The 19,804-nt window shown below is 65.1% G+C and carries 18 protein-coding genes and 1 other RNA gene; 1 reads left to right on the top strand and 18 read right to left on the bottom strand.

The window, feature by feature from the left end; genetic code table 11:
- Positions 1-3: 3 nt before the first annotated feature.
- The 6 genes from AAFF27_10090 to AAFF27_10065 form a co-directional block, all read right to left on the bottom strand.
- A complete protein-coding gene (locus tag AAFF27_10090) occupies positions 4-801 on the bottom strand; it encodes an enoyl-CoA hydratase-related protein (protein ID XAH25517.1) in 798 nt (265 codons plus the stop codon).
- Positions 794-1,543, bottom strand: a complete 750-nt coding sequence (fabG, locus tag AAFF27_10085) for a 3-oxoacyl-ACP reductase FabG (protein XAH25516.1) — start codon at positions 1,541-1,543, stop codon at positions 794-796. Before fabG ends, AAFF27_10090 begins: the two co-directional genes overlap by 8 nt.
- Positions 1,544-1,568: 25 nt before the next feature.
- Positions 1,569-2,438, bottom strand: coding sequence for a MaoC/PaaZ C-terminal domain-containing protein (locus tag AAFF27_10080; protein ID XAH25515.1), 870 nt, complete (start codon positions 2,436-2,438; stop codon positions 1,569-1,571).
- A gap of 77 nt (positions 2,439-2,515) precedes the next feature.
- Positions 2,516-4,657: an acetate--CoA ligase family protein gene (locus AAFF27_10075; protein XAH25514.1), complete on the bottom strand. Its 2,142-nt coding sequence runs from the start codon at positions 4,655-4,657 to the stop codon at positions 2,516-2,518.
- A 42-nt stretch (positions 4,658-4,699) separates the two neighbouring features.
- Entirely contained in the window at positions 4,700-5,689 is a 990-nt protein-coding gene (locus AAFF27_10070; protein ID XAH25513.1) for a tripartite tricarboxylate transporter substrate binding protein, read from the bottom strand.
- A 36-nt stretch (positions 5,690-5,725) separates the two neighbouring features.
- Positions 5,726-6,703: a tripartite tricarboxylate transporter substrate binding protein gene (locus AAFF27_10065; GenBank protein ID XAH25512.1), complete on the bottom strand. Its 978-nt coding sequence runs from the start codon at positions 6,701-6,703 to the stop codon at positions 5,726-5,728.
- A 158-nt stretch (positions 6,704-6,861) separates the two neighbouring features.
- Between AAFF27_10065 and AAFF27_10060 the strand changes: the two genes are divergently transcribed.
- The gene (locus AAFF27_10060; protein XAH25511.1) at positions 6,862-7,788 is read left to right on the top strand and encodes a LysR family transcriptional regulator; all 927 of its coding nucleotides are present in this window, start codon (positions 6,862-6,864) and stop codon (positions 7,786-7,788) included.
- A gap of 5 nt (positions 7,789-7,793) precedes the next feature.
- Here the strand turns inward: AAFF27_10060 and ntrC are convergent, their stop codons facing one another.
- The 12 genes from ntrC to ssrA all read right to left on the bottom strand — a co-directional run bounded on the left by ntrC (position 7,794) and on the right by ssrA (position 19,797).
- On the bottom strand, positions 7,794-9,326 hold the full coding sequence (gene ntrC, locus AAFF27_10055; protein XAH25510.1) for a nitrogen regulation protein NR(I): 1,533 nt from the start codon (positions 9,324-9,326) through the stop codon (positions 7,794-7,796).
- A 36-nt stretch (positions 9,327-9,362) separates the two neighbouring features.
- Entirely contained in the window at positions 9,363-10,433 is a 1,071-nt protein-coding gene (glnL, locus tag AAFF27_10050) for a nitrogen regulation protein NR(II) (GenBank protein ID XAH25509.1), read from the bottom strand.
- Between the two features lie 17 nt (positions 10,434-10,450).
- Positions 10,451-10,960, bottom strand: a complete 510-nt coding sequence (locus AAFF27_10045; GenBank protein XAH25508.1) for a hypothetical protein — start codon at positions 10,958-10,960, stop codon at positions 10,451-10,453.
- A 165-nt stretch (positions 10,961-11,125) separates the two neighbouring features.
- Positions 11,126-12,541 (bottom strand): type I glutamate--ammonia ligase, encoded by a 1,416-nt coding sequence (glnA, locus tag AAFF27_10040; protein ID XAH25507.1) that lies wholly within the window; start codon positions 12,539-12,541, stop codon positions 11,126-11,128.
- A gap of 222 nt (positions 12,542-12,763) precedes the next feature.
- Positions 12,764-13,513: a molybdopterin-binding protein gene (locus AAFF27_10035; protein XAH26198.1), complete on the bottom strand. Its 750-nt coding sequence runs from the start codon at positions 13,511-13,513 to the stop codon at positions 12,764-12,766.
- A gap of 160 nt (positions 13,514-13,673) precedes the next feature.
- The gene (locus AAFF27_10030) at positions 13,674-14,495 is read right to left on the bottom strand and encodes an EI24 domain-containing protein (GenBank protein ID XAH25506.1); all 822 of its coding nucleotides are present in this window, start codon (positions 14,493-14,495) and stop codon (positions 13,674-13,676) included.
- 5 nt (positions 14,496-14,500) lie between these two features.
- A complete protein-coding gene (locus AAFF27_10025; GenBank protein XAH25505.1) occupies positions 14,501-15,481 on the bottom strand; it encodes a sterol desaturase family protein in 981 nt (326 codons plus the stop codon).
- A complete protein-coding gene (locus AAFF27_10020) occupies positions 15,481-16,356 on the bottom strand; it encodes a polysaccharide deacetylase family protein (protein XAH25504.1) in 876 nt (291 codons plus the stop codon). Before AAFF27_10020 ends, AAFF27_10025 begins: the two co-directional genes overlap by 1 nt.
- Positions 16,322-17,281 carry a beta-propeller fold lactonase family protein gene (locus AAFF27_10015; protein XAH26197.1) on the bottom strand — a complete coding sequence of 320 codons (960 nt, stop codon included), beginning with the start codon at positions 17,279-17,281 and terminating at the stop codon, positions 16,322-16,324. The genes AAFF27_10020 and AAFF27_10015 overlap by 35 nt, the downstream gene beginning before the upstream one ends.
- Positions 17,282-17,432: 151 nt before the next feature.
- Positions 17,433-18,188 (bottom strand): 16S rRNA pseudouridine(516) synthase, encoded by a 756-nt coding sequence (locus AAFF27_10010; protein ID XAH25503.1) that lies wholly within the window; start codon positions 18,186-18,188, stop codon positions 17,433-17,435.
- A gap of 168 nt (positions 18,189-18,356) precedes the next feature.
- Positions 18,357-19,391: a hypothetical protein gene (locus AAFF27_10005; GenBank protein ID XAH25502.1), complete on the bottom strand. Its 1,035-nt coding sequence runs from the start codon at positions 19,389-19,391 to the stop codon at positions 18,357-18,359.
- A 19-nt stretch (positions 19,392-19,410) separates the two neighbouring features.
- Positions 19,411-19,797: a transfer-messenger RNA gene (gene ssrA / locus AAFF27_10000) on the bottom strand.
- Positions 19,798-19,804 lie beyond the last annotated feature (7 nt).

Here is a 19,804-nt window from a genome sequence, read left to right as displayed (position 1 = left end):
GTGCTATTCCTGGTGCAATGCGTTGGGGAAGTTGGGCGCCTCCTTGGCCAGGAAGGCGCGCACGCCCTCTTTGGATTCGGCCGAGGTAAAGACGCGCTCAGACAACGGCAGCGCGGCGGCAATGGCCGCGTCTTCCGTTGTGTCGAATGTCAGATCGATGGCCTGCTTGCACAGCGCCAGCGCCAGCGGCGGGCGCTGCGCCAGCGTGGCGGCCAAGGCCAATGCGGCATCCAGCGCCGTACCCTGCGGCACCACGCGGTTGATCAGGCCCCAGGCCAGCGCGGTGGGTGCATCGATGGGCTCGCCGAGGAACATCAGCTCCTTGGCCCGCCCCTCGCCCACCCTGCGCGTGACCCGCACCGGGCCGCCGCTGCCGGGGAAAACGCCGAGCTTGATCTCAGGCAGCGCAAAGCGCGCGGCTGCGTCGGCCACGATCAGGTCGCAGCACACGGCGATCTCCAGCCCGCCACCATAGGCCAGGCCGTTGACGGCAGCGACGGTGGGTTTGGGGAAATCGTCCAGGCGCGCAAACACCTGGTGCTGCAGTTCGAGCTTCTCGGGCCCGATGCGGCCGGGCTGCATCAGTGGCTGGAACTCGGCAATGTCCGAGCCCGCGCAGAAGGCGCGCGTACCGGCGCCGGTGACGACCACCGCGCGCGCCGTGGCATCGGCCGCCAGTGCATCCAACGCGCGGCCCAGCGCTTCGGTCAAGCCACGAAAGACGACGTTGAGCGGCGGGTTGTCCAGCGTGAGCACGGCTACGCCGTCGGGCTGCACGCGGCACTGCACGGGTTCAGCCATAGCGGCCCCCGGTCACATGCAGTACTTCGCCGGTGATGAAGCTGGCGCGCTCGGATGCCAGGAAGGCCACAGCATTGGCAATGTCCTCGGGCTTGCCCACGCGCTTGATCGGCTGCATGGCGATAGCGCGCTCCTTGATGGTCTCGTAGGTGGGCAGGGCCTGCACCATCTCGGTTTCCATGAAGCCGGGGGCCACACAGTTCACGGTGATGCCGTAGCGCCCTTCCTCAATCGCCAGCGCCTTGGCCATACCGATCAGCCCGGCCTTGGCGGCCGAGTAATTGGCCTGCGTGGGGTTGCCAAAGTGTGCGCGCGAGCTGATGTTGATGACTCGGCCCCAGCCCTGCTCAATGAACTTCGGCATCACGGCCTTGCAAGCCAGGAAGGCGCCCTTGAGCATGACTTCCATCACCAGGTCCCAGTCGTCTTCGCTCATCTTCACCAGGTACTTGTCGCGCGGGAAGCCGGCGTTGTTGACCAGGATGTGCACGCCGCCAAAGTGGGCAATGGTCTCGTCCACCAGGCGCTGCACTTCAGCGCCCTTGGTGATGTCGGCAACGATGCAGTGCGCCTGCAGGCCATCGGCGCGCAGTGCGGCGGCGGTGGCCTCGGCCTGCTCTTGCAGGATGTCGGTGATGACGACCTTGGCGCCCTCTTGCGCCAGCCGGCGCGCGGTGGCGGCGCCCAGGCCGCGGGCCGAGCCGGTGACGATGGCAACCTTGCCATTGATCTGCAAATCCATTTGAAAACTCCTTCGTTGATTCGATTCAGGCGAGCTCGATGCGGCCTGCGTTGAGCACGAGCACGCCGCGCTCCAGCGCGGTGGTGCGCAGCGACACCACGCTGCCGTCGCGCCACAGCTCGGTGCGCAATATCTCGCCCGGCAGCACCGGCGCGGTAAAGCGCACGCGCATGCCGCGCACGGCCACGGCGTCGTAGCCCAGCACGGTCTTGAGCACCGCATGCAGCGCCACGCCCATGGTCGCCAGCCCATGCAGGATGGGCCGCGAGAAGCCTGCAGCCTGCGCCACGGCCGGGTCTGCATGCAGCGGATTGAAGTCGCCATTCAGGCGGTACAGCAGCGCGGCCTGCGCCAGCGTGGGCAAGTCGCAGACATGGTCGGGCGCACGCTCAGGGATGACGTGCGGCGCAGCCAGCGGCAGGCCATGCGATCCGCCAAAACCGCCATCGGCGCGCAGCATGGTGGTCTGCGTGACGGTGGCCAGCAGCGTGCCGGTGGCGGCATCGGTCACGCGCCGCTGCAGCAGCATCAGCGCGCCTTTGTCTGCGCCCTTGTCGTGCAGCCCGACCACGCGGGTATGGCCGATCACGCGGCCTGCTGCGGGCAGCGGCTGGTGCAGTTCAATGGCCTGCTCGGCATGCACCAGCTTTTGCCAGGTGATGCCGGTATCAGGCTGGTCGGCCCAGAAGCCGCTGTAGCCCAGCACGTTGGCCAGCGTGGGCAGCGCCTGCAGGCCGCCTGCGGCGCGCTCGTAGACGTAGCGCAGCTGCCCCGCATCAAGCGGGTCGGCGCCCAGGCCGCAGCCCAGGGCATAGAGCATGCTGTCGTGCGCGCTGTAGGCCTGCTCTACCGGGGCGAATGGGCGAGACAGCAGGTTCTGGGGATCGAGAGGCATGGCGATTGCTCCGCTTTTTGTAGCTACAAGCCCAGTCAGCACCTGGGCTTTGGCCACTTTTCTTCTAAAAATTGGAATTACGCCAAAGCCTCTGCCACAACTGGCGACTCGGCCGCTGGCGTGGCGAGCAGCAACTCGATCACCGCATCAGCCGCGTAAGCGCCCTGCCCTGCTGGCAAGGCAAACACCGGGTTCAGGTCGATGGACTGCAAGCGTGGCCCAGCCTGGTGCGCAAACACCGACAGGCGCGCCAGCATCGCGGCCAATGCCTTCACATCCACCGGCGGCTTGCCGCGCGCGCCCAGCAGCAGTGGCGCGCCCTTGATGGAGCGGATCATCTTCTCGGCCACGTCTTCGCCAAACGGGCACTGCTGCAGCACCACGTCCTTCATCACCTCGACAAAAATACCGCCCAGGCCAAACATGGCCACCGGGCCAAACACCGGGTCGCGCTGGATGCCCAAGATGCATTCGACGCCACCGCTCAGTTGCTTGGCGACCAGCACGCCTTCGATGCGGGCAGCGGGTGCCGCCCTCTTGCCGCGCGCTATCAAGGTGGCAAAGCCGGCGCGCACCGCGTCTACGTCAGCTACGTTCAGCAGCACGCCACCAATCTCGGATTTGTGCAGGATGTCGGGCGACAGGATCTTCATCACTACGGGCCAGCCCAGCGCCTCGGCCGCAGCCACTGCCACCTCGGCCGTGGCACAAGAGCGCTCGGGCGCCACCGCAATGCCGGCTGCGGCCAGTACGCGCTTGGCCTCGGCCTCGCTCGGCGTATCCGCTGGCAGCGCCATCTGTGGCACCACTGGCGCGGGCAGGCCCGGCTGGCGTGCAAAGGCATCGCCAAAGCGGCCCATGGCCTCGATCGCAATCACCGCGCGCGCCGGGTCTTCGAACACCGTGAAGCCGTCTTCCTCGTACTGGCGCACGCGCTCTTTCGAGGCCAGGATGGACAGCACAAACAGTCGGTCCGGGTGCTTGTCGCGCACGGCCTTGAGCTGCGCGCGCAAGCCATCCGCGATAGAGGCCGCGCCCACGGTGTAAGTGAAAAAACCCAGGATGGACTGGTAGCCGCCCTCTTGCACCACGGCCTCGGCAAAGCGGCCGGCAATGCTCAGGTCGTTCATGAACTGCGCCGTGCAGTCCACCGGGTTGCGCGGCGCGGCGAAGGGGATCAGCGCCTTCAAGTGCTTTTGTGCGGCGGCCGGCATCTCGGGCATGGGCAGGCCCACCACCTCGGCCGCGTCGGACACGATCACGCCAGCGCCGCCGCTCACCGTGATCACGCCTAGCGAGTTGTTGACCGGATAAATGCGCCGCGTGGCCAGCCGCGCCACGTCCAGCATGTGCTCGGTGGAGCGGGCGCGTACCACGCCATAGTCGGCCAATACGGCATCAGTCACCGCGTCGTTGCCGGCGATGGAGGCGGTATGCGACTGCGCCGCGGCGCTGCCGACCGCGCTGGTGCCCACCTTCATCATCACCACCGGCTTGCGCGCGCGGCGCGCGGCCTCCAGCGCCGCCAGCAGGCGCTGGCCGTCGCGGATGCCTTCTGAGTAGACGGTGATCACATCGGTATCACCGTCCTCGACAAAGGCCTGAACCAAATCACCCAGGGTGATGTCGCATTCGTTGCCGCTCATCACGCAGGACGAGACGCCAATGCCAAATTCGCGCGCCAGCCCCAGGATGTGGCTGCCATAGGCGCCCGACTGGCTCGCTATGCCCACGCGGCCCGGCTGCGGAAAGCCCATCTCCACCACCGAGGTGAAGCTGCCATAGAAGCCGATGCGCGGGTTGAGCACGCCCAGCGAGTTGGGCCCCAGCAGGCGTATGCCACTGGCGCGCGCCGCGGCCACCATCTGCTGCTCCAGCAGCGCGCCCTCTTCGCCCATCTCGGCAAAGCCGGCAGAGAACACGATGGCCGCCGGCGTGCCGCGTGCGCCCAGGTCCGCCACCACCTGCGGCGCCAGCCTGGCCGCGACGGCGACGATGGCCACGTCCGGCGTCTCAGGCAACGCAGCCACGCTGGCAAAGGCCGGCAGGCCCTGGATGCTGGGCCGGTTCGGGTTGACCGGCATCAGCCGCCCCTGGTAGCCCTGGCTGAGCATGTAGCTGAGCGGGCGGCCACCGATGCGCAGCGCGTCGTCAGACGCGCCAATCACGGCGACGGAGCGGGGGTTCAGGAGGCGGCTGAGGGCGTGGCTGGCAGGCATGGGACTGAGCGGGTTGGCAGGGATGACGAAGAGCGGCCCGGGTCATTCGACCTTGGCGCCAGAGGACTGGACCACCTGGGCCCAGCGGTCGATCTCGGAATGGATCAGCGCGCCGAACTTCTCCGGCGGCGTCCAGGCGGCCTCGAAGCCCTGGGCCTCGAAGCGCTTCTTCATCTCCGGGTCGGCCAGCACCTTGCGGATCTCGGCGTTGAGCTTGTCGATCACCGGCTTGGGTGTGCCCGCGGGCGCCATCAGACCGTTCCAGACGCCCACCTCAAAACCCGGCAGGCCGGACTCGGCCACGGTGGGTACATCGGGCAGTTGCGGCGAGCGCTTGGCGCTGGTGATGCCGATGGCGCGCAGCCGGCCACCCGCCACCTGCGGTGCGGCCGACAGCATCAGGTCCATCACCAGTTGGGCATTGCCCGACATCACGTCCTGCATCGCCGGCATGCTGCCGGTGTAGGGGATGTGGGTCATCTTGATGCCCGCCATGGACGCCAGCAGCTCCGCCGCCAGATGGGTAGACGAGCCATTGCCGGCCGAGCCGAAATTGATCAAGTTGGGCTTGGCCTTGGAGGCGGTGATCACGTCAGCCACCGTCTTGTAGGGCGAAGATGGATTCACCATGACCAGCAGCGGGCCGCTGGTGAACTCGGTCACCGGCGCCAGGTCGGTCCGGATGTTGTAGCGCAGGTTCTTGTAGAGCGAAGGCGCGATGGTGTGGCCAGTGGTCACCAGGATCAGCGTGTAGCCGTCGGCTGGCGCGCGCGCCACCTGCTCGGCCCCCAGGTTGCCCGAGGCGCCAGGCTTGTTCTCGACGATGACCGGCTGGCCCATCGCATCGGTCAGTTTCTGCGCCACCAGCCGGGCCACGATGTCGTTGGCGCCACCGGGTGCGTACGGCACGACGATCTTCACCGCCTTGCTCGGATAGCTGTCGGCCCAGGCGCTGCCCGCAGCGGCAGCGGCCGTGAGAGCGAAGAAGAAGCCTGTTGCCAGGCGGCGATGGATCTTGCGGATCTTGCTCATGGATATGTCTCCTTGGGTGGCGGGGCGGGGTGCGGCCTACTCGGCGGTGGCCTTGGAGGCCTTCACGACCTCACCCCATTTGGTGATCTCGGCGCGGGTGAACTGGCCAAAATCCTGCGGCGTCTGGCCGGCCACGGCAAAGCCCTGGGCCGCGAATTTTTCTTTCACCTCCGGCTCGGCCAGCACCTTCTGGATCTCGGTGTTGAGCCGGGCGACGATGGCCGCCGGAGTCTTGGCGGGCGCGAAGATGCCGTTCCAGGCCGTGGCCTCGAAGCCCGGCATGCCGGACTCGATCATGGTCGGCAGGTTGGGCGCGGTGGGCACGCGCTGCGCGCTGGTCACGGCCAATGCCTTGAGCTTGCCGGCGGTCACGAAAGGCATGGCACTGAGCATGGTGTCGAACATGAAGTCGACCTGCCCGGCCATGGTGTCGGTCAGCGCGGGACCGCTGCCCTTGTAGGGCACGTGCTGGGCATCCATGCCACTGCGCGACTTGAGCATCTCGCTCGCCAGGTGGGTCGACGCACCCACGTTGGAAGACGCGAAGTTGAGCGGCTTGGTCTTGGACAGCGCGACCAGCTCACTCACATTGGAGGCCGGCAACCGGTTGTTGACCACCAGCACCAACGGCCCGGTGGTCAGGCGCGACACCGGCGCGAAATCACGCAGCAGGTCGTAGTTGAGCGTGGGGTAAAGCGTGGCGTTGATCGCCTGCGTGGTCGAACCCAGCAGCAGCGTATAGCCATCGGCAGGCGCCTTGGCGACGAAGTCGGTGCCGATATTGGCGCCGCCGCCGGGCTTGTTGTCCACGATGATGGGGTGACCCAGCCGCTCACCTAGCCGCTGCGCGACCACGCGCGCCACCGTGTCGGATGGCCCGCCCGCAGACACCGGCACCACCAGCTTGATCGGCCGCTCGGGCCAGTTTTGGGCCTGGGCTGCGCCCGTTGCCGCCAGCAAGCCAGCAGCGGCCAGAACGCTGGCGCAGTGGCGCCTTGAAAGCATGAATCGCATGTTTGTCTCCGTCTTTGTATGAACCAAAGCACAAGGCCGTTCACCGGCCTGCTTGCGCTTGGGTGCACCCTGCGGCAGGTATGCACGCCGCATCGTAGGCAGGCTTCCATATCTGATCCAATACTTTGGATGCAAGCTTCGATACACACGGTGTATAGATGGACCTCAGACAACTGAAGCAATTCGTGGTGCTGGCCGAAGAGCGGAGCTTTCGGGCGGCGTCCGAGCGGCTGTTCATGGCGCAACCGCCGCTCTCGGTGGCGATCCGCAAGCTCGAAGAGGAAATAGGCACGCCGCTGTTCGTGCGCAGCTCGCGCGGAGTGCGCCTGACACCTGCGGGCCTGGGCGCTTTGGAATCAGCGCGCCGCTGCCTCGATGCTGCGGCAGATGTGGCCACCAATGCGCGCTCCGCCGTGGCTGGCGAGGTCGGCACGCTGCACATCGGCTTCAGCGGCTCGGTGACCTTGCGCCTGCTGCCACGGCTGGTGCGTGCCGTCAGCCAGCGCTACCCGAATGTGCGCCTGGAGTTGCGAGAGGGCACGAACCAGGAATTGCTGGCATTGGTGGAGGCGCGCACGCTGGACCTGGGCTTTGTCCGCGTGCCCACCAGCCGGCCGCCAGACGTGCTGTTTCACCCCATAGAGCAAGACGCGTTCTGCGTCGCCCTGCCCCCCGGCCACCCGCTGGCCGCGCAAGAGATGCTGTCGCTGCACGACCTGGGTGGCCAGCCCTTTATCGGCTACGCCCCCTCACCGGTCGGCGGCCTGCATGCGGCGGCAAGCCTGCTGCTGCAGCGCGCAGGCGTGGCACCCCACATCACGCAAGAGGCGGTTCAGGTGCAAACGGTATTGGGATTGGTCGCCAGCGGCCTTGGGCTGGCGTTGGTGCCTGCCGCCAATACGCCGCTGCAATCGTCGGCGGGGGCGGTGTTCAGGCCACTGTCGGATCTGCCGGCCGACGCATCGATAGGCATCGCACTGGCCCGGCATTCCCGCAGTGAGAACCCGGCCGTGCAACGCTTCCTGCAGACCATTGCGGCCGAGGAAGCGGGGGACACAGGAGACGCCGCCGAAGCGGCGCCGTAACCGGACTATTCCAGCCCCAGTTCCTGGATCTTGCGCGTGATGGTGTTGCGCCCGATGCCGAGCTTTTGCGCGGCCTCGATGCGGCGCCCACGGGTGCTGGCCAGCGCGGTCAGGATCAGGCGCGACTCGAAGCGGCGCGACAGCTCATCCCACACGTCGTGGCGGCCCTCGCCAAGCAGGGCCAGCGCCTCGGCCTCCAGGCCCTGCTCCCAGCCCGGACTGGCCGGCACCGCTTCCACGGCAAGAGGGGGCGCCATCTCGCTCGTGAATACCGCGCCTGCCGGAGCATCGGCCAGTACCGCCACCGGCTGCGCCAGGGTGGGCGCTGTCGGCAGGGATGTCAGCGGCATGGAGTGAAACTCCGTGCCAGACACCTCGGGCGGCAAATCCTTGGGCTCGATCACCTGTGCTGGCGCCATCACGGTCAGCCAGTGGCAGATGTTTTCCAGTTGCCGCACATTGCCCGGGAAGCCAAAGCTGCCGAGCCGCACCAGCGCGGAGTCGGCAATGCGCTTGGGCTCGACACCCAACTGCTTGGCGCTTTGCTGCAGGAAGTGCCGCGTGAGCATGGGCACGTCCTCGCGCCGCTCGCGCAGCGCCGGCAGGCGCAGCCGGATCACGTTCAGGCGGTGGAACAAATCCTCGCGGAACACGCCGTCTTTCACGCGCTGTTCCAGGTCCTGATGGGTGGCAGCGATGACGCGCACATTGGCCTTGACGGCGTTGTGTCCACCCACACGGTAGAACTGCCCGTCCGACAACACGCGCAGCAGCCGCGTCTGCAGGTCAAACGGCATGTCGCCGATTTCGTCGAGGAACAGCGTGCCGCCATCGGCCTGCTCGAAACGGCCGCGGCGCATGGTTTGCGCGCCGGTGAAGGCGCCGCGCTCATGGCCGAACAGTTCGGACTCCAGCAGGTCCTTGGGGATGGCCGCGGTGTTGATCGCCACAAACGGCCCGTTGGCGCGCGGCGAATGCTTGTGCAGCGCACGCGCCACCAGTTCCTTGCCGGAGCCGGACTCGCCGGTGATCATCACCGTTACGTTACTTTGTGACAGTCGCCCGATGGCACGGAACACGTCCTGCATGGCCGGCGCCTGGCCCAGCATCTCGGGCGTGGCGGCCATGCGCTCTTCGGCCACTTCTTCGCGCTGGCTTTCTTCCACGGCGCGGCGGATCAGTTCCACCGCCTTGGGCAAGTCGAAAGGCTTGGGCAGGTATTCAAACGCGCCGCCCTGGAAGGCCGATACGGCGCTGTCCAGGTCAGAGAACGCGGTCATGATGATGACCGGCAGGCCTGGAAGCTTTTCCTTGACCTTCTCCAGCAAATCGAGGCCAGAGCCACCCGGCATGCGGATATCGCTCACCAGCACCTGCGGGCCCTGGTTGTCGACATCGTCGTCCTGGGTTTCTTCCAGCGCTGCGAGCACTTCGCGCGGATTGGTGAAGCTGCGGGTGGGCAGGTCTTCGCGCAGAAGCGCTTTCTCCAGCACGAAGCGGATGGATTGGTCGTCGTCTACTATCCAGATCGGCTTCATGTCTTGCGCTTACCTCAGGTCAGTTTGTTATGGATGTCAGGGCAACGGGATCAATAACTTGAAATCCGTCCTCCCCGGGACACTGTCGCACTCGATCAGGCCATGGTGCTGCTGGACAAAAGTCTGTGCCAGCGTCAGCCCCAGGCCGGAGCCGCCCTCCCGTCCCGACACCAGCGGGTAGAAGATACGGTCCTTGATCGAGTCCGGCACGCCGGGCCCGTTATCGATGACATGCAATTCCAATGCCAGTCGGTAGCGCTGCTTGCCGAAAGTGATCTGGCGTGCGATGCGCGAGCGCAGAACGATCTGCGCATCGCCCTCGGCAATGCGTTCGGCCAGGGCCTGCGCCGCGTTGTGCGTGATGTTGAGCACGGCCTGGATCAGTTGCTCTCGGTCACCGCGAAACTCCGGGATCGAGGTGTCGTAGTCGCGCACCACCCGCAGCCCGCGCGGGAATTCGGCCATGATCAGCGAGCGCACTCGCTCGCAGACCTCGTGGATGTTGACGTCACCCACCACATGCGGCCGACGGTGCGGCGCCAGCAGACGGTCCACCAATGTCTGCAGCCGGTCGGCCTCGTGGATGATGACCTGGGTGTACTCGATCAGGTCGCGCGACTCGATCTCCATCTGCAGCAGCTGCGCCGCACCACGGATGCCACCCAATGGGTTCTTGATCTCATGGGCCAGATTGCGGATCAGTTCCTTGTTGGCCTGCGCCTGGTCGATCAGGCGCTCTTCGCGGTCCTGCTTGGCCTGCAGCTCCAATGGCAGCAACTCGACGATGGTCTCGCCGCGGCGCTCGGTCTGGGCCACGATCACATGGACCGGGAAGGTCTCCTGGTTGGCACGCCGCACCAAGGCTTCGTAGCGCAACGCAGAGAACTCGTTGTCGGCCGCCCCCTCAAGCGCGTTGCGCAGGATATGCGGCTCGGTGAAGAAGTCGCTGAAGGGCGTGCCCTGTATGGTCCGGCGCGAGATGCCGATGGCGTCTTCCAACGCCGCGTTGGCAAAGATGACCGAGCCATCGGTGCGCACCACCGCCACTAGCGTGGCCAGCAGGTCGAAGGCTTTGTAGCGCGCCGCGCGCGAAGCGAGCTTGGGCACTCCGGGCAAGCGTAAATTCATCGTGACGACGGTAGCCTCGCTATCTCGCGCTTGATGCCGGCAATGTCGGCCTCGTTGCGCGCCACACTGGCCTTCAGCTCGGCAACACGGTCGCGATAGCGCCCGTCATCCCCGGCCTCGGATGGCTGCCGCTGGGGCTGGCCGTTGTTGTACTGGCGTACCAGGTCCGTCTGCCGCGCTTCGGCACGGCGCAGTTCGCCTTCCAGAATGGCGCGGGCATCCGAGTCGCGGGCTCGCTGCTCGGATACATCGACGCGCGGGGCGTTGGACGGCGCGGTAACCACACTGCTGCTACTGCCGCCACCGCCGCTCGACGCTGCCGGCCGAGTGCCCTGGATGATGGTGATGTTGCCGCCCTCGACCAGTTTGCAGCCACGCTGCTTGGCGCTGGCAGCGTTGTTGGTGTACTCATTGCCACAACGGTAGATACGGTCCTGGGCCACGGCCGGAAGGCCCGCCAGCACCGCTGCGGCAGCGACAAGGGAGACAAGAAAAGGGTGTGTCATGCAGTATCTGCTGAAGGGCCTGGGCCCCAGCCGGAGAAGTTCGCCAGTATCGTGCAAATCCTTGTCGGCACACACAAAAGCCATGCAAAGCCGCCAAGAACCAGCAATGCCGAAGAAATGAAAAAAGGCGGCCGAAGCCGCCTTTTGATCTTGCCGTAAGCAGGATTACAGCGAGTAGTACATGTCGTACTCGACCGGGTGGGTAGCCATGCGCAGACGCGTGACTTCGCCCATCTTCAGCTCGATGTAGGCGTCGAGCATGGAGTCGGTGAACACACCACCCTTGGTCAGGAAGGCACGGTCCTTGTCGAGGTACTCGAGCGCCTGGTCCAGGCTGTGGCAGACGGTCGGCACCAGCGCGTCTTCTTCCGGCGGCAGATGGTACAGATCCTTGGTCGCGGCTTCGCCCGGATCGATCTTGTTTTCCACGCCGTCCAGGCCGGCCATCATCAGGGCCGAGAAGCACAGGTACGGGTTGGACAACGGATCGGGGAAGCGCGCTTCGATGCGGCGGCCCTTCGGGTTGGCAACGTAAGGGATACGGATCGAGGCCGAGCGGTTCTTGGCCGAGTAGGCCAGCTTCACCGGGGCTTCGAAGCCGGGCACCAGGCGCTTGTAGCTGTTGGTGCCAGGGTTGGTGATGGCGTTCAGGGCACGGGCGTGCTTGATGATGCCGCCGATGTAGTGCAGCGCGAATTCCGACAGGCCGGCGTAGCCGTCGCCTGCGAACAGGTTCTTGCCGTCCTTCCAGATGGACTGGTGCACGTGCATGCCGGAGCCGTTGTCGCCAACCAGTGGCTTGGGCATGAAGGTAGCCGTCTTGCCGTAGGCGTGGGCCACGTTCTGCACCACGTACTTCAGCAGTTGGGTCCAGTCGGCGCGCTGCACCAGCGTGCTGAACTTGGTGCCGATTTCGTTCTGGCCAGCGCCCGCCACTTCGTGGTGGAACACTTCAACGGGAATGCCCAGGGATTCAAGGATCAGGGACATCTCGGCGCGCATGTCTTGCGTGCTGTCGACCGGGGGCACCGGGAAGTAGCCGCCCTTGACGGTCGGGCGGTGGCCCTTGTTGCCGCCTTCGATCTTGGCGCCGGTGTTCCAGGGAGCTTCGTACTCGTCGATCTTGTAGAAGCAGCCCGACATGTCATTGCCCCAACGGATGCCGTCGAAGATGAAGAATTCGGGTTCCGGACCGAAGAAAGCGGTGTCGCCCAGGCCGGAGGCCTTCAGGTAGGCTTCTGCGCGCTTGGCGATGGAACGCGGATCGCGGTCGTAGGCCTTGCCGTCGCCCGGCTCGAGCACGTCGCAAGAGAGCAGCAACGTGGTTTCTTCAAAGAAGGGGTCGAGGTTGGCGGTGTTCGGATCGGGCATGAGCAACATGTCCGAGGCTTCGATGCCCTTCCAGCCTGCGATGGACGAACCGTCGAATGCATGGCCCGAGCTGAACTTGTCTTCGTCGAAGTGCGACACGGGCACGGTGACGTGCTGTTCCTTGCCACGGGTGTCAGTGAAACGGAAGTCAACAAACTTGACTTCGTTTTCCTTCACCATCTTCATCACGTCTGCGACGGTCTTAGCCATCAAGAATCTCCAGTTGAATGCGCGTTGAACAAAATGCGACAGGGGTAGGAATGCAGTTTCTGTGCCAAACGTGGTGCATGGCCGATGTCTGTGCAACCCGCTATTCTGCCTTGCCGCGACAGGGGTTTGGGACAGCCGCGCCCTGCCAACCAAGGTTTACATGAGGCGCGCCAAGAGAATGACCCACATTGGTGCAAACAAGGGTTGCACCAAAATAATGCATCAAGGACGCACCAATTCAGGGCCAAACTTCAGATCGAAGCTTTCCAGGCCCTGCCGCAGGGCCGGGTAGGCAAGGTTCACCGCCTCTTCCGGGCCTTTGACGCCCAGCTCGATATGGCGCCCGTATTCCGCATGGTCCACGCTGGGCAGGCTGAAGACCTTGACCTTGGGGTGCTGCGCCTCGATCTGCTCCATCAGCGGCGTGAGCGCCGCCTCCATCGAACCAAAGATCACCACCGAGCGTTCGAGCTGCGTGTGCAACTGATGCAGATGGCTGTAGTGCTGGTCCAGCACCCATTCCATCATCGGCCAGGCCATTACCGGAAAGCCCGGCACGAAATGCACGCTGCCGCCTCCGGCACCGTGGCAGCTGAAGCCCGGGATCTTGTTGTAGGGATTGGGAATGATGCGGGCGTGCTCAGGGAACACGCCCATGTTCAGCCGGTGCACGTTGTCGTGGCGGTCTGGCTCGTAGGCGATGCCTTGCTCACGTGCCGTGTCCTGCATGCGCTCACGGATCAAGGCCTCGGCCTCAGGGTGCAGGCGCAGCGGCTCGCCGAGTGCGCGTGCGGCGCATTGCCGCGTGTGGTCGTCCGGCGTGGCGCCAATGCCGCCACAAGAAAACACCACGTCCGACGTGGCAAAGGCTCGCGCCAGCGTGGCCGTGATGCGGTCAGGCGCATCGCCCACGTACTCGGCCCAGGACAGCTGCAGCCCGCGTGCGCCGAGCAATTCGATCAGCTTGGGCATGTGCTTGTCGGCGCGCTTGCCCGACAGGATTTCATCGCCGACGATGACCAGCCCGAATACGGGCGGCCCCTCCAGCGCCGGGCGCGGCTGGTGGGCCGGGGAATGGGTCGTGGGGGTGATCGGGGGCGTCTTTGGCTGATTCATTCAGCCATCGTAGCCGCTACGGCCGTCCGTTCAGTGACTGCACTCCGTACGCGCGCAGCTCTTGCAGCGCGGCCAGGCAGTAGTGCAGAAACCAAAGTGCAGAGAAGGCAAACACCATGGTGTAGATCCAGACGGCAACGAGGGTGAGCGGCAGCAGCAAGGCCACAAACAGCGCGCCCGACAACCACACCACGCCTGGCGCCGCGCCCAGGTAGCCGCAGATGATGCCCATCGCCAACAACCGACCGCCGTGGCGGCGGAAGATGGCTCGGCGCTCTTCAGTGCTTGCATGCGCTGCCAGTGCATCAAAGGCCATGACCCGGTAGGTGAGCCAGCCCCAGATCAGCGGCGGCAGCACCAGGATCAGCGGCGGCACCAGCCAGAGCGGCACCGACAGCACCAGCGCAACAAGCGCCGCCAGCGTGGAGCCAACCGACCACAGCAGGCTCTGCACAAAAGAGGCGCCACGGCGCCGTTCCAGTTGCGGGAAACGCCGCCCGGCCACCAGCCCGAGCAAGGCCGGCGTCATGGCCAGCGCCACCACCAGCAGCGCGGCCAGTATGACCAGCGGCAGCACGGCCAGTACCACCAGCAGCGGCGCCAGCATGGCATCGGCACGGCCCATGCCCATTCCCCGCAGCCAGGCCCAGAAATCTTGCAGCAGGCCTGCGCCGGTAAGCCAGGCGCTGGTCCACGCCACTGCGCCCTCCCAGTAGAAATGGCCCAGCAACCAAGCGCCCGCCACGATGGCAAACAAAGGCAGCAACGACAGCGCCAACACCCGCGGCTGCAGGCAGTCGGCCAAGGCCCGCCGGAAAGCGTCGAACACGCCTTGCATGCTGTTCAGCCCCGGCCCAGCAGTCGCTTCAGGCCCAGCCACTGCTGGGCCCAGAAGCCGCGCCCGTAGTCGCGTATTTGCCCCGCAGCGTTCGGCTCGACTTGGTCGCGGATGCCGGTGGGGTCGTAGCGATGATCGAAGTTGGCGGTGCCAAACAGCATGTCCCACCAAGGCAGCAATACGCCGAAATTGCGGCCACCGAGCCGGCGACGGCCGGACTGGTCCACCGTCTCATGGCCAATGCCTATGCTGTGGTGCAATCGGTGAAAGCGCGGGCTGACCCACAGCCGCTCGCCCACGCTACCAAACCACAGGCGCAGGTTGGCATGCTGGAAGTTCTCGCTCAGTTGCATGATGGCCACCACGGCCACGAACTGCCCCGGCGCGATGCCGATCAGTTGCGCCACCACCACGACGATGCAGTCATGCAGCAATGAATCCAGCAGGTGGTTGCGGTTGTCGCTCCACATCGTCATCTGCCGCTGCGAATGGTGCAGCGCATGCAGTTGCCACCACCAGTTCAGTTGGTGCTGGCCGCGGTGGATCCAGTACTCCAGGAAGTCGAAGGCCAGCAGGTAGAGCAGCAGGCTGAACAAGGGCTGATCCGTCACGCCAGGCCAGACCTCATCCAGGTGGAAGGTGCTCAGGCCCTGCACCCGCAGTGTGCCAAACCACTCGTCAAAGAACGGGTCCACCAGGAAGAACAGCGCCACCCGGAACAGACCCAGCCGGTGCAGCAAGGTATAGAGAATGTCGACCCGGATCGCCGCCCGGTCCTGCACTGGCTCAACTGGGCGCCAGCGCTGCAGCGGCCCGATCACCGCCAGCAGCACCGTGATCTGCAGCAGGCCGACCAGCAGCCAGCCGGTGGCGTCATAGCCGTCTTCCAGCAGGCTGGCCAGGCCCAGTGCAAACATCGCCGGCTGCACCAGGGTTTCGAACAGCCACTGTTGGGCCAAAGCGAAAGTGTTCGACAAAAATTCCATCAGCGTGGGGGATGCTGGGCGATCCAGGCGCGGTAGTCCGGGTGCTCCCGCAGCGTGGCAAAACAAAAACCCTTGGCCTGCAGGCCAACGATCAGGGGCTCCAGCACGGCCGGTGCCCAGGGGTCCTTGCGCGACCAGATGCCCAGGTGGGCCAGCAAGATGTCGCCGGGCCGGATGTCGCGCAAGGCCTTGTCCAGCAGGGCCTGGTTGCTGAAGCGCTCGCTCGGCAGCTCATCGCCCAGAAAGCCTGCAGGCGCCCAGCCGACATGGGCATAGCCACAACTGCGCGCGGCCGCCAGCAGGGCTGGCGACGTCTTGCCGCCCGGCGCCCGGAACAGCGGCAGGGGCGCCTGCCCCGTGACTTCGCGCAGGCGGTCCTCGGAGCGGCGAACCTCCTCGCAATAGCCCGCCGCATCCAGCACCAGATCGCGCCCCTGCTGCGGCCCGGCGGAGGGGCGGATGCGAAAGCGCTGCGGATGCGTGGCGTCGGCCGGAATATCGCCGCGCCAATAGGCATGGTCGTAGGTATGCGAGGCAAAGGCGTGGCCCTCGGCGGCGCGCGCGCGCCACCAAGGCGCCCAGTGCTGGCCCAGGCTGCCATCGCCCTCCTTCGTGGCCTCGTCAGCCGCGAAGAAGGTCACCTTCACGTCGTGCCGGCGCAGCACGTCGGCCACGAGCGGCGCAATGGCCATGTGGCCGGTGTCAAAGGTCAGGTATACGGGCTTGCCGCAGCTTTCAGAGCCATTTTGGCCTGTAGCCCAGGCTGCAGGCCGGCATATAGCTATCAATACAATAGCAACTGCAAGAATGGAGGCCTGGCGCGGCAACCGCCGCGGGCGCTCAGCGCGGCGCGTGGTCCAGCGTCCAGACACCATGGGGCGACTTTCCGACCTTGACCTGCCGCACCACCTGGCGCGTCTGGGTGTCGATCACGGTGAGCTTCTTGGCCCAGCGCGAGGTAACCAGGATGAAGCGGCCATCAGCCGAGATATCCATGCAGTCCGGCCCGCCCGGCGCGGGATAGCTGGCCACCACCTTTTGCTCCTGCCAGTCGAGCTTGCTGATGGTGTTGGCCACGCGATTGCTCACATAAACGTGGCGCCCATCGCCCGCGCTGCGGAAGGCGTGCGCGCCCTTGCCGGTGGGGATCGTCTTCAGCAGGCGCGGCGCAGCGCCAGAGACGTCATACACCTCCACCCCGCTGCCGCCGGTCAGGCCAATGAACAGCGTGCGGTCATCCGGCGTCAGGAACACGTCGGCCGGCATGGGGCCGGTGCCGGTGCGCCACTTGATGGTCTGGGTCTGCATGTCGATGGCCACCAGCTCGTCGCTGTCTTGCATCGTCGAGTAGAGCGTGCGGCTCTTGCTGTCGATCCACAGATGGCTTGGCGTGCGCGCCGTGGCCACACGCTTGGCCAGCACCAAGTCACGCCCGTCCCAGCGGTAGATATCGATGTGGTTGAGCCGGTTGGCCGCCGTCACGAACCACTTCATGTCCGGCGAGAACTGCAGCTGGTACGGGTCAACGATGCCGCGCACCGTGCGCTGCACCTCGGCGGTCTTTGGGTCTAGAAAGGTCAGCGAATCACTGAGCGCGTTGGCCACGATCAGCGAGCGCTCGTCGGGCGTCAGGTAGAGGTGGTGCGGCTCCTTGCCCGTGGCAATGCGACGCACCTCGGTCCAACTGACGGGATCGATGACGCTGACATCCGCATCCAGCGAATTCAGCACGAAGATCGGATGCCGTAACGACGGTACCGCCGCAGCCGGCGCGGAGGCCACTTGCGCTTGCAGCGGCATGGCCAGCAGCCCCGCCAGGAACGCGACGGCCAACGCAGCAGGCGCTGAAAAACGAACGAGAAACATCAAACCCCACTGCATTCCAGATAGCCGGCCAGTGTAGCCGGGCCCACTGCGCGATCGGCCTGGGGTAAAGACGGTTACCAAAGCCTCAGGGCCGCAGCAGCGCAAGCTCTTCCGGACCCAGCCAGCGCCAGCCGCCGGGCGGCAGATCGGCCGGCAGCTCCAGGCCGCCGATGCGCGAGCGATGCAGGCCTTCCACGCGGTTGCCCACCGCCGCCAGCATGCGTTTGACCTGGTGGTATTTACCCTCGGTCAGCGTGAGACGTAGATGCAGCGATTCGCCGGGGGTGCCGACGATCTCGCAGGCCGCCGCGCGCACCGGCTTCGGGTCATCATCCAACACCACACCGGCCAACAGCTTGGCCACCTGCCCCTCGTCCAGCGGATGTTTTGCCGTCACCTCATAGACCTTGGGCACATGGTGCTTGGGCGAACCCATGCGGTGAATGAACTGGCCGTCGTCGGTCAGCAGCAGCAGCCCCGTGGTGTCCTGGTCCAGCCGGCCAATCGCCTGCACGCCCTGCACCGCCCCCTTGCTCGGGCGCAGCCGCAGAGGCGACGGCAATAGCGTGTAGATGCTGGGATAGGTCGAGGGCTTCTGCGAGCACTCCGTGCCCGCCGGCTTGTACAACATCAGATAGGCTTTGGCATGGACCTGCCACTCAACACCTTGCACCCGCAGGCGCAGGCCCTCAAGCGCAAATTCGGCCCAAGGATCTGTGCAATCGGCAAAAGCGCTGCCCTCTTCCCGGGTAAGAACCTGCACATGGCCCTGCTGCACCAGGCCGCTGCACACGCGGCGCGTACCAAAGCCCTGGCTGAAAAGAATGTCCTGGAGTTCCATCGCGTCAAAGTCACCCAACCCACAGGCACCGATGCGGCGCTGCGGTCAAATAAAAAAGCCTACGAACGGCATCCGCAGGCTTTTCAGAAAATGGGATGCATTCTACGTGCGTGATGGCGGCACCCCCGCCTGCCTGCCAATGCGGCAACCCGAGACGGCGTCAGCGCACTATGGCCTGTTGATCTCTTCCGGCGCGCACCTGGAGCTAAAACCGGTTATCGCCACCCCCAGGCATACGCCCGCGTAGAACGCCGGGGCCGACTCCACTCCACCCTCGGGCCGCTGGAAGACCAAGCCCGTCAAGAATCCCCAAGCATTGACCTTGAAGTCCTGGGTACGGTAAGCCCCTCGGGTCGAATTGGCGCAGCTGTATGTCCCCCTGGATTCGATTCCGTCACCAACAGGAACATATGTTCCGGTGTATTGACATACCGGTGTGGCCTGCCCAAGAGGAGTCTGGCTCATGGTGAATTCGCCGTTCCTGGCGCTGATCCGAAGCGTCTGGGTCTCGAATGTCGGCTGCCCAGGCGAAGGTGGTGCGCTGAATGCCAGCGAGAAACTGTTGTTGAACCTTCCGGCAAGGTTTTCATACTGGAGCCGCGAGATGCGTTGCGGTTGCTCGCCAGGCAGGGTGATCGAACCCACGGTGGGGGAGTCAAACAAGATCGCAACCTTCCCCGCGCTGCCAGCAAGCTCCGCGTCGCGTTGCGAACCGCCAAGTGCAGTGCCACCCTGGTATTCGACCAGATCTCCCTCAAAGCCGTTGCCCACCTGCACACCGCTTGCTTGCAGAAACACCGCAGACCCGTCAGCGCGGTAGCCGAAATACGAAAGGACAAGCAAATCTCCGCCCTGCTTGTCAAGCTGGAAGCCACGACCAGGCTTGCCATTCAATTCCGCATCAAAACCCCACACACCAGGCGATGGCTGCACCGGCAAAGCCGCGTTGGCAAATGAGTTGAAAAGCAGGGCCACCGCCGCTGCAGACAAAAATCTGGACATGGTTCTCCTCATAGGGCAATTTGAGACTTTGGATACAGTGACCATGGCCAGCGCCACCCAACCCTTGCCACCAAATCCAATGCTCCATTCTGCAGGCACTCCGGCCGCACAGAAACCCATGTGAGAAACCCACACCCATCGCTCTTGCCATGAAACAGCAAAGCAAGACGGAAATAAAAAACGGAAGCCGTTGATTTCCAACGACTTCCGTCTAGGTGAATGGTGGAGCTGGGGGGATTCGAACCCCCGTCCGCAAGCCTTCTTCGCACAGATCTACATGTTTAGCGGTCTGATTTAAGTCTCGCCACCGGTGTCGCGCAGTCGCACGCTACACCGGCCGCCAGTACCCTATTTTCTTGCCCCGACCCAAGGTACCCGGATCGGAGCCAGCCCATGTAATTATCTTTGCAGCCGGGAGGCGCTAGATTGCTCTAGAACCCCCTTGCCCAGCCCATCGGCCTGCTGTTGCAAAGCTCACCGGCAATTAAGCGGCGAGTGCGAAACGTTCGTCGTTTGCAGTTAGTTTGTTTCAGTCTGATTTACGAGCGCACTGAGCTCGACATGCACCGCTGCGATTCCGAACCCACGTCGAAACCAATGCAGCCCCAAGCTCG

Origin of the sequence: Xylophilus sp. GW821-FHT01B05 (assembly GCA_038961845.1) — a bacterium.
Taxonomy (GTDB): domain Bacteria; phylum Pseudomonadota; class Gammaproteobacteria; order Burkholderiales; family Burkholderiaceae_C; genus Xylophilus.
Note: the sequence above shows the minus strand (reverse complement) of the source record. Positions and strands in the feature narration are given on the sequence as shown.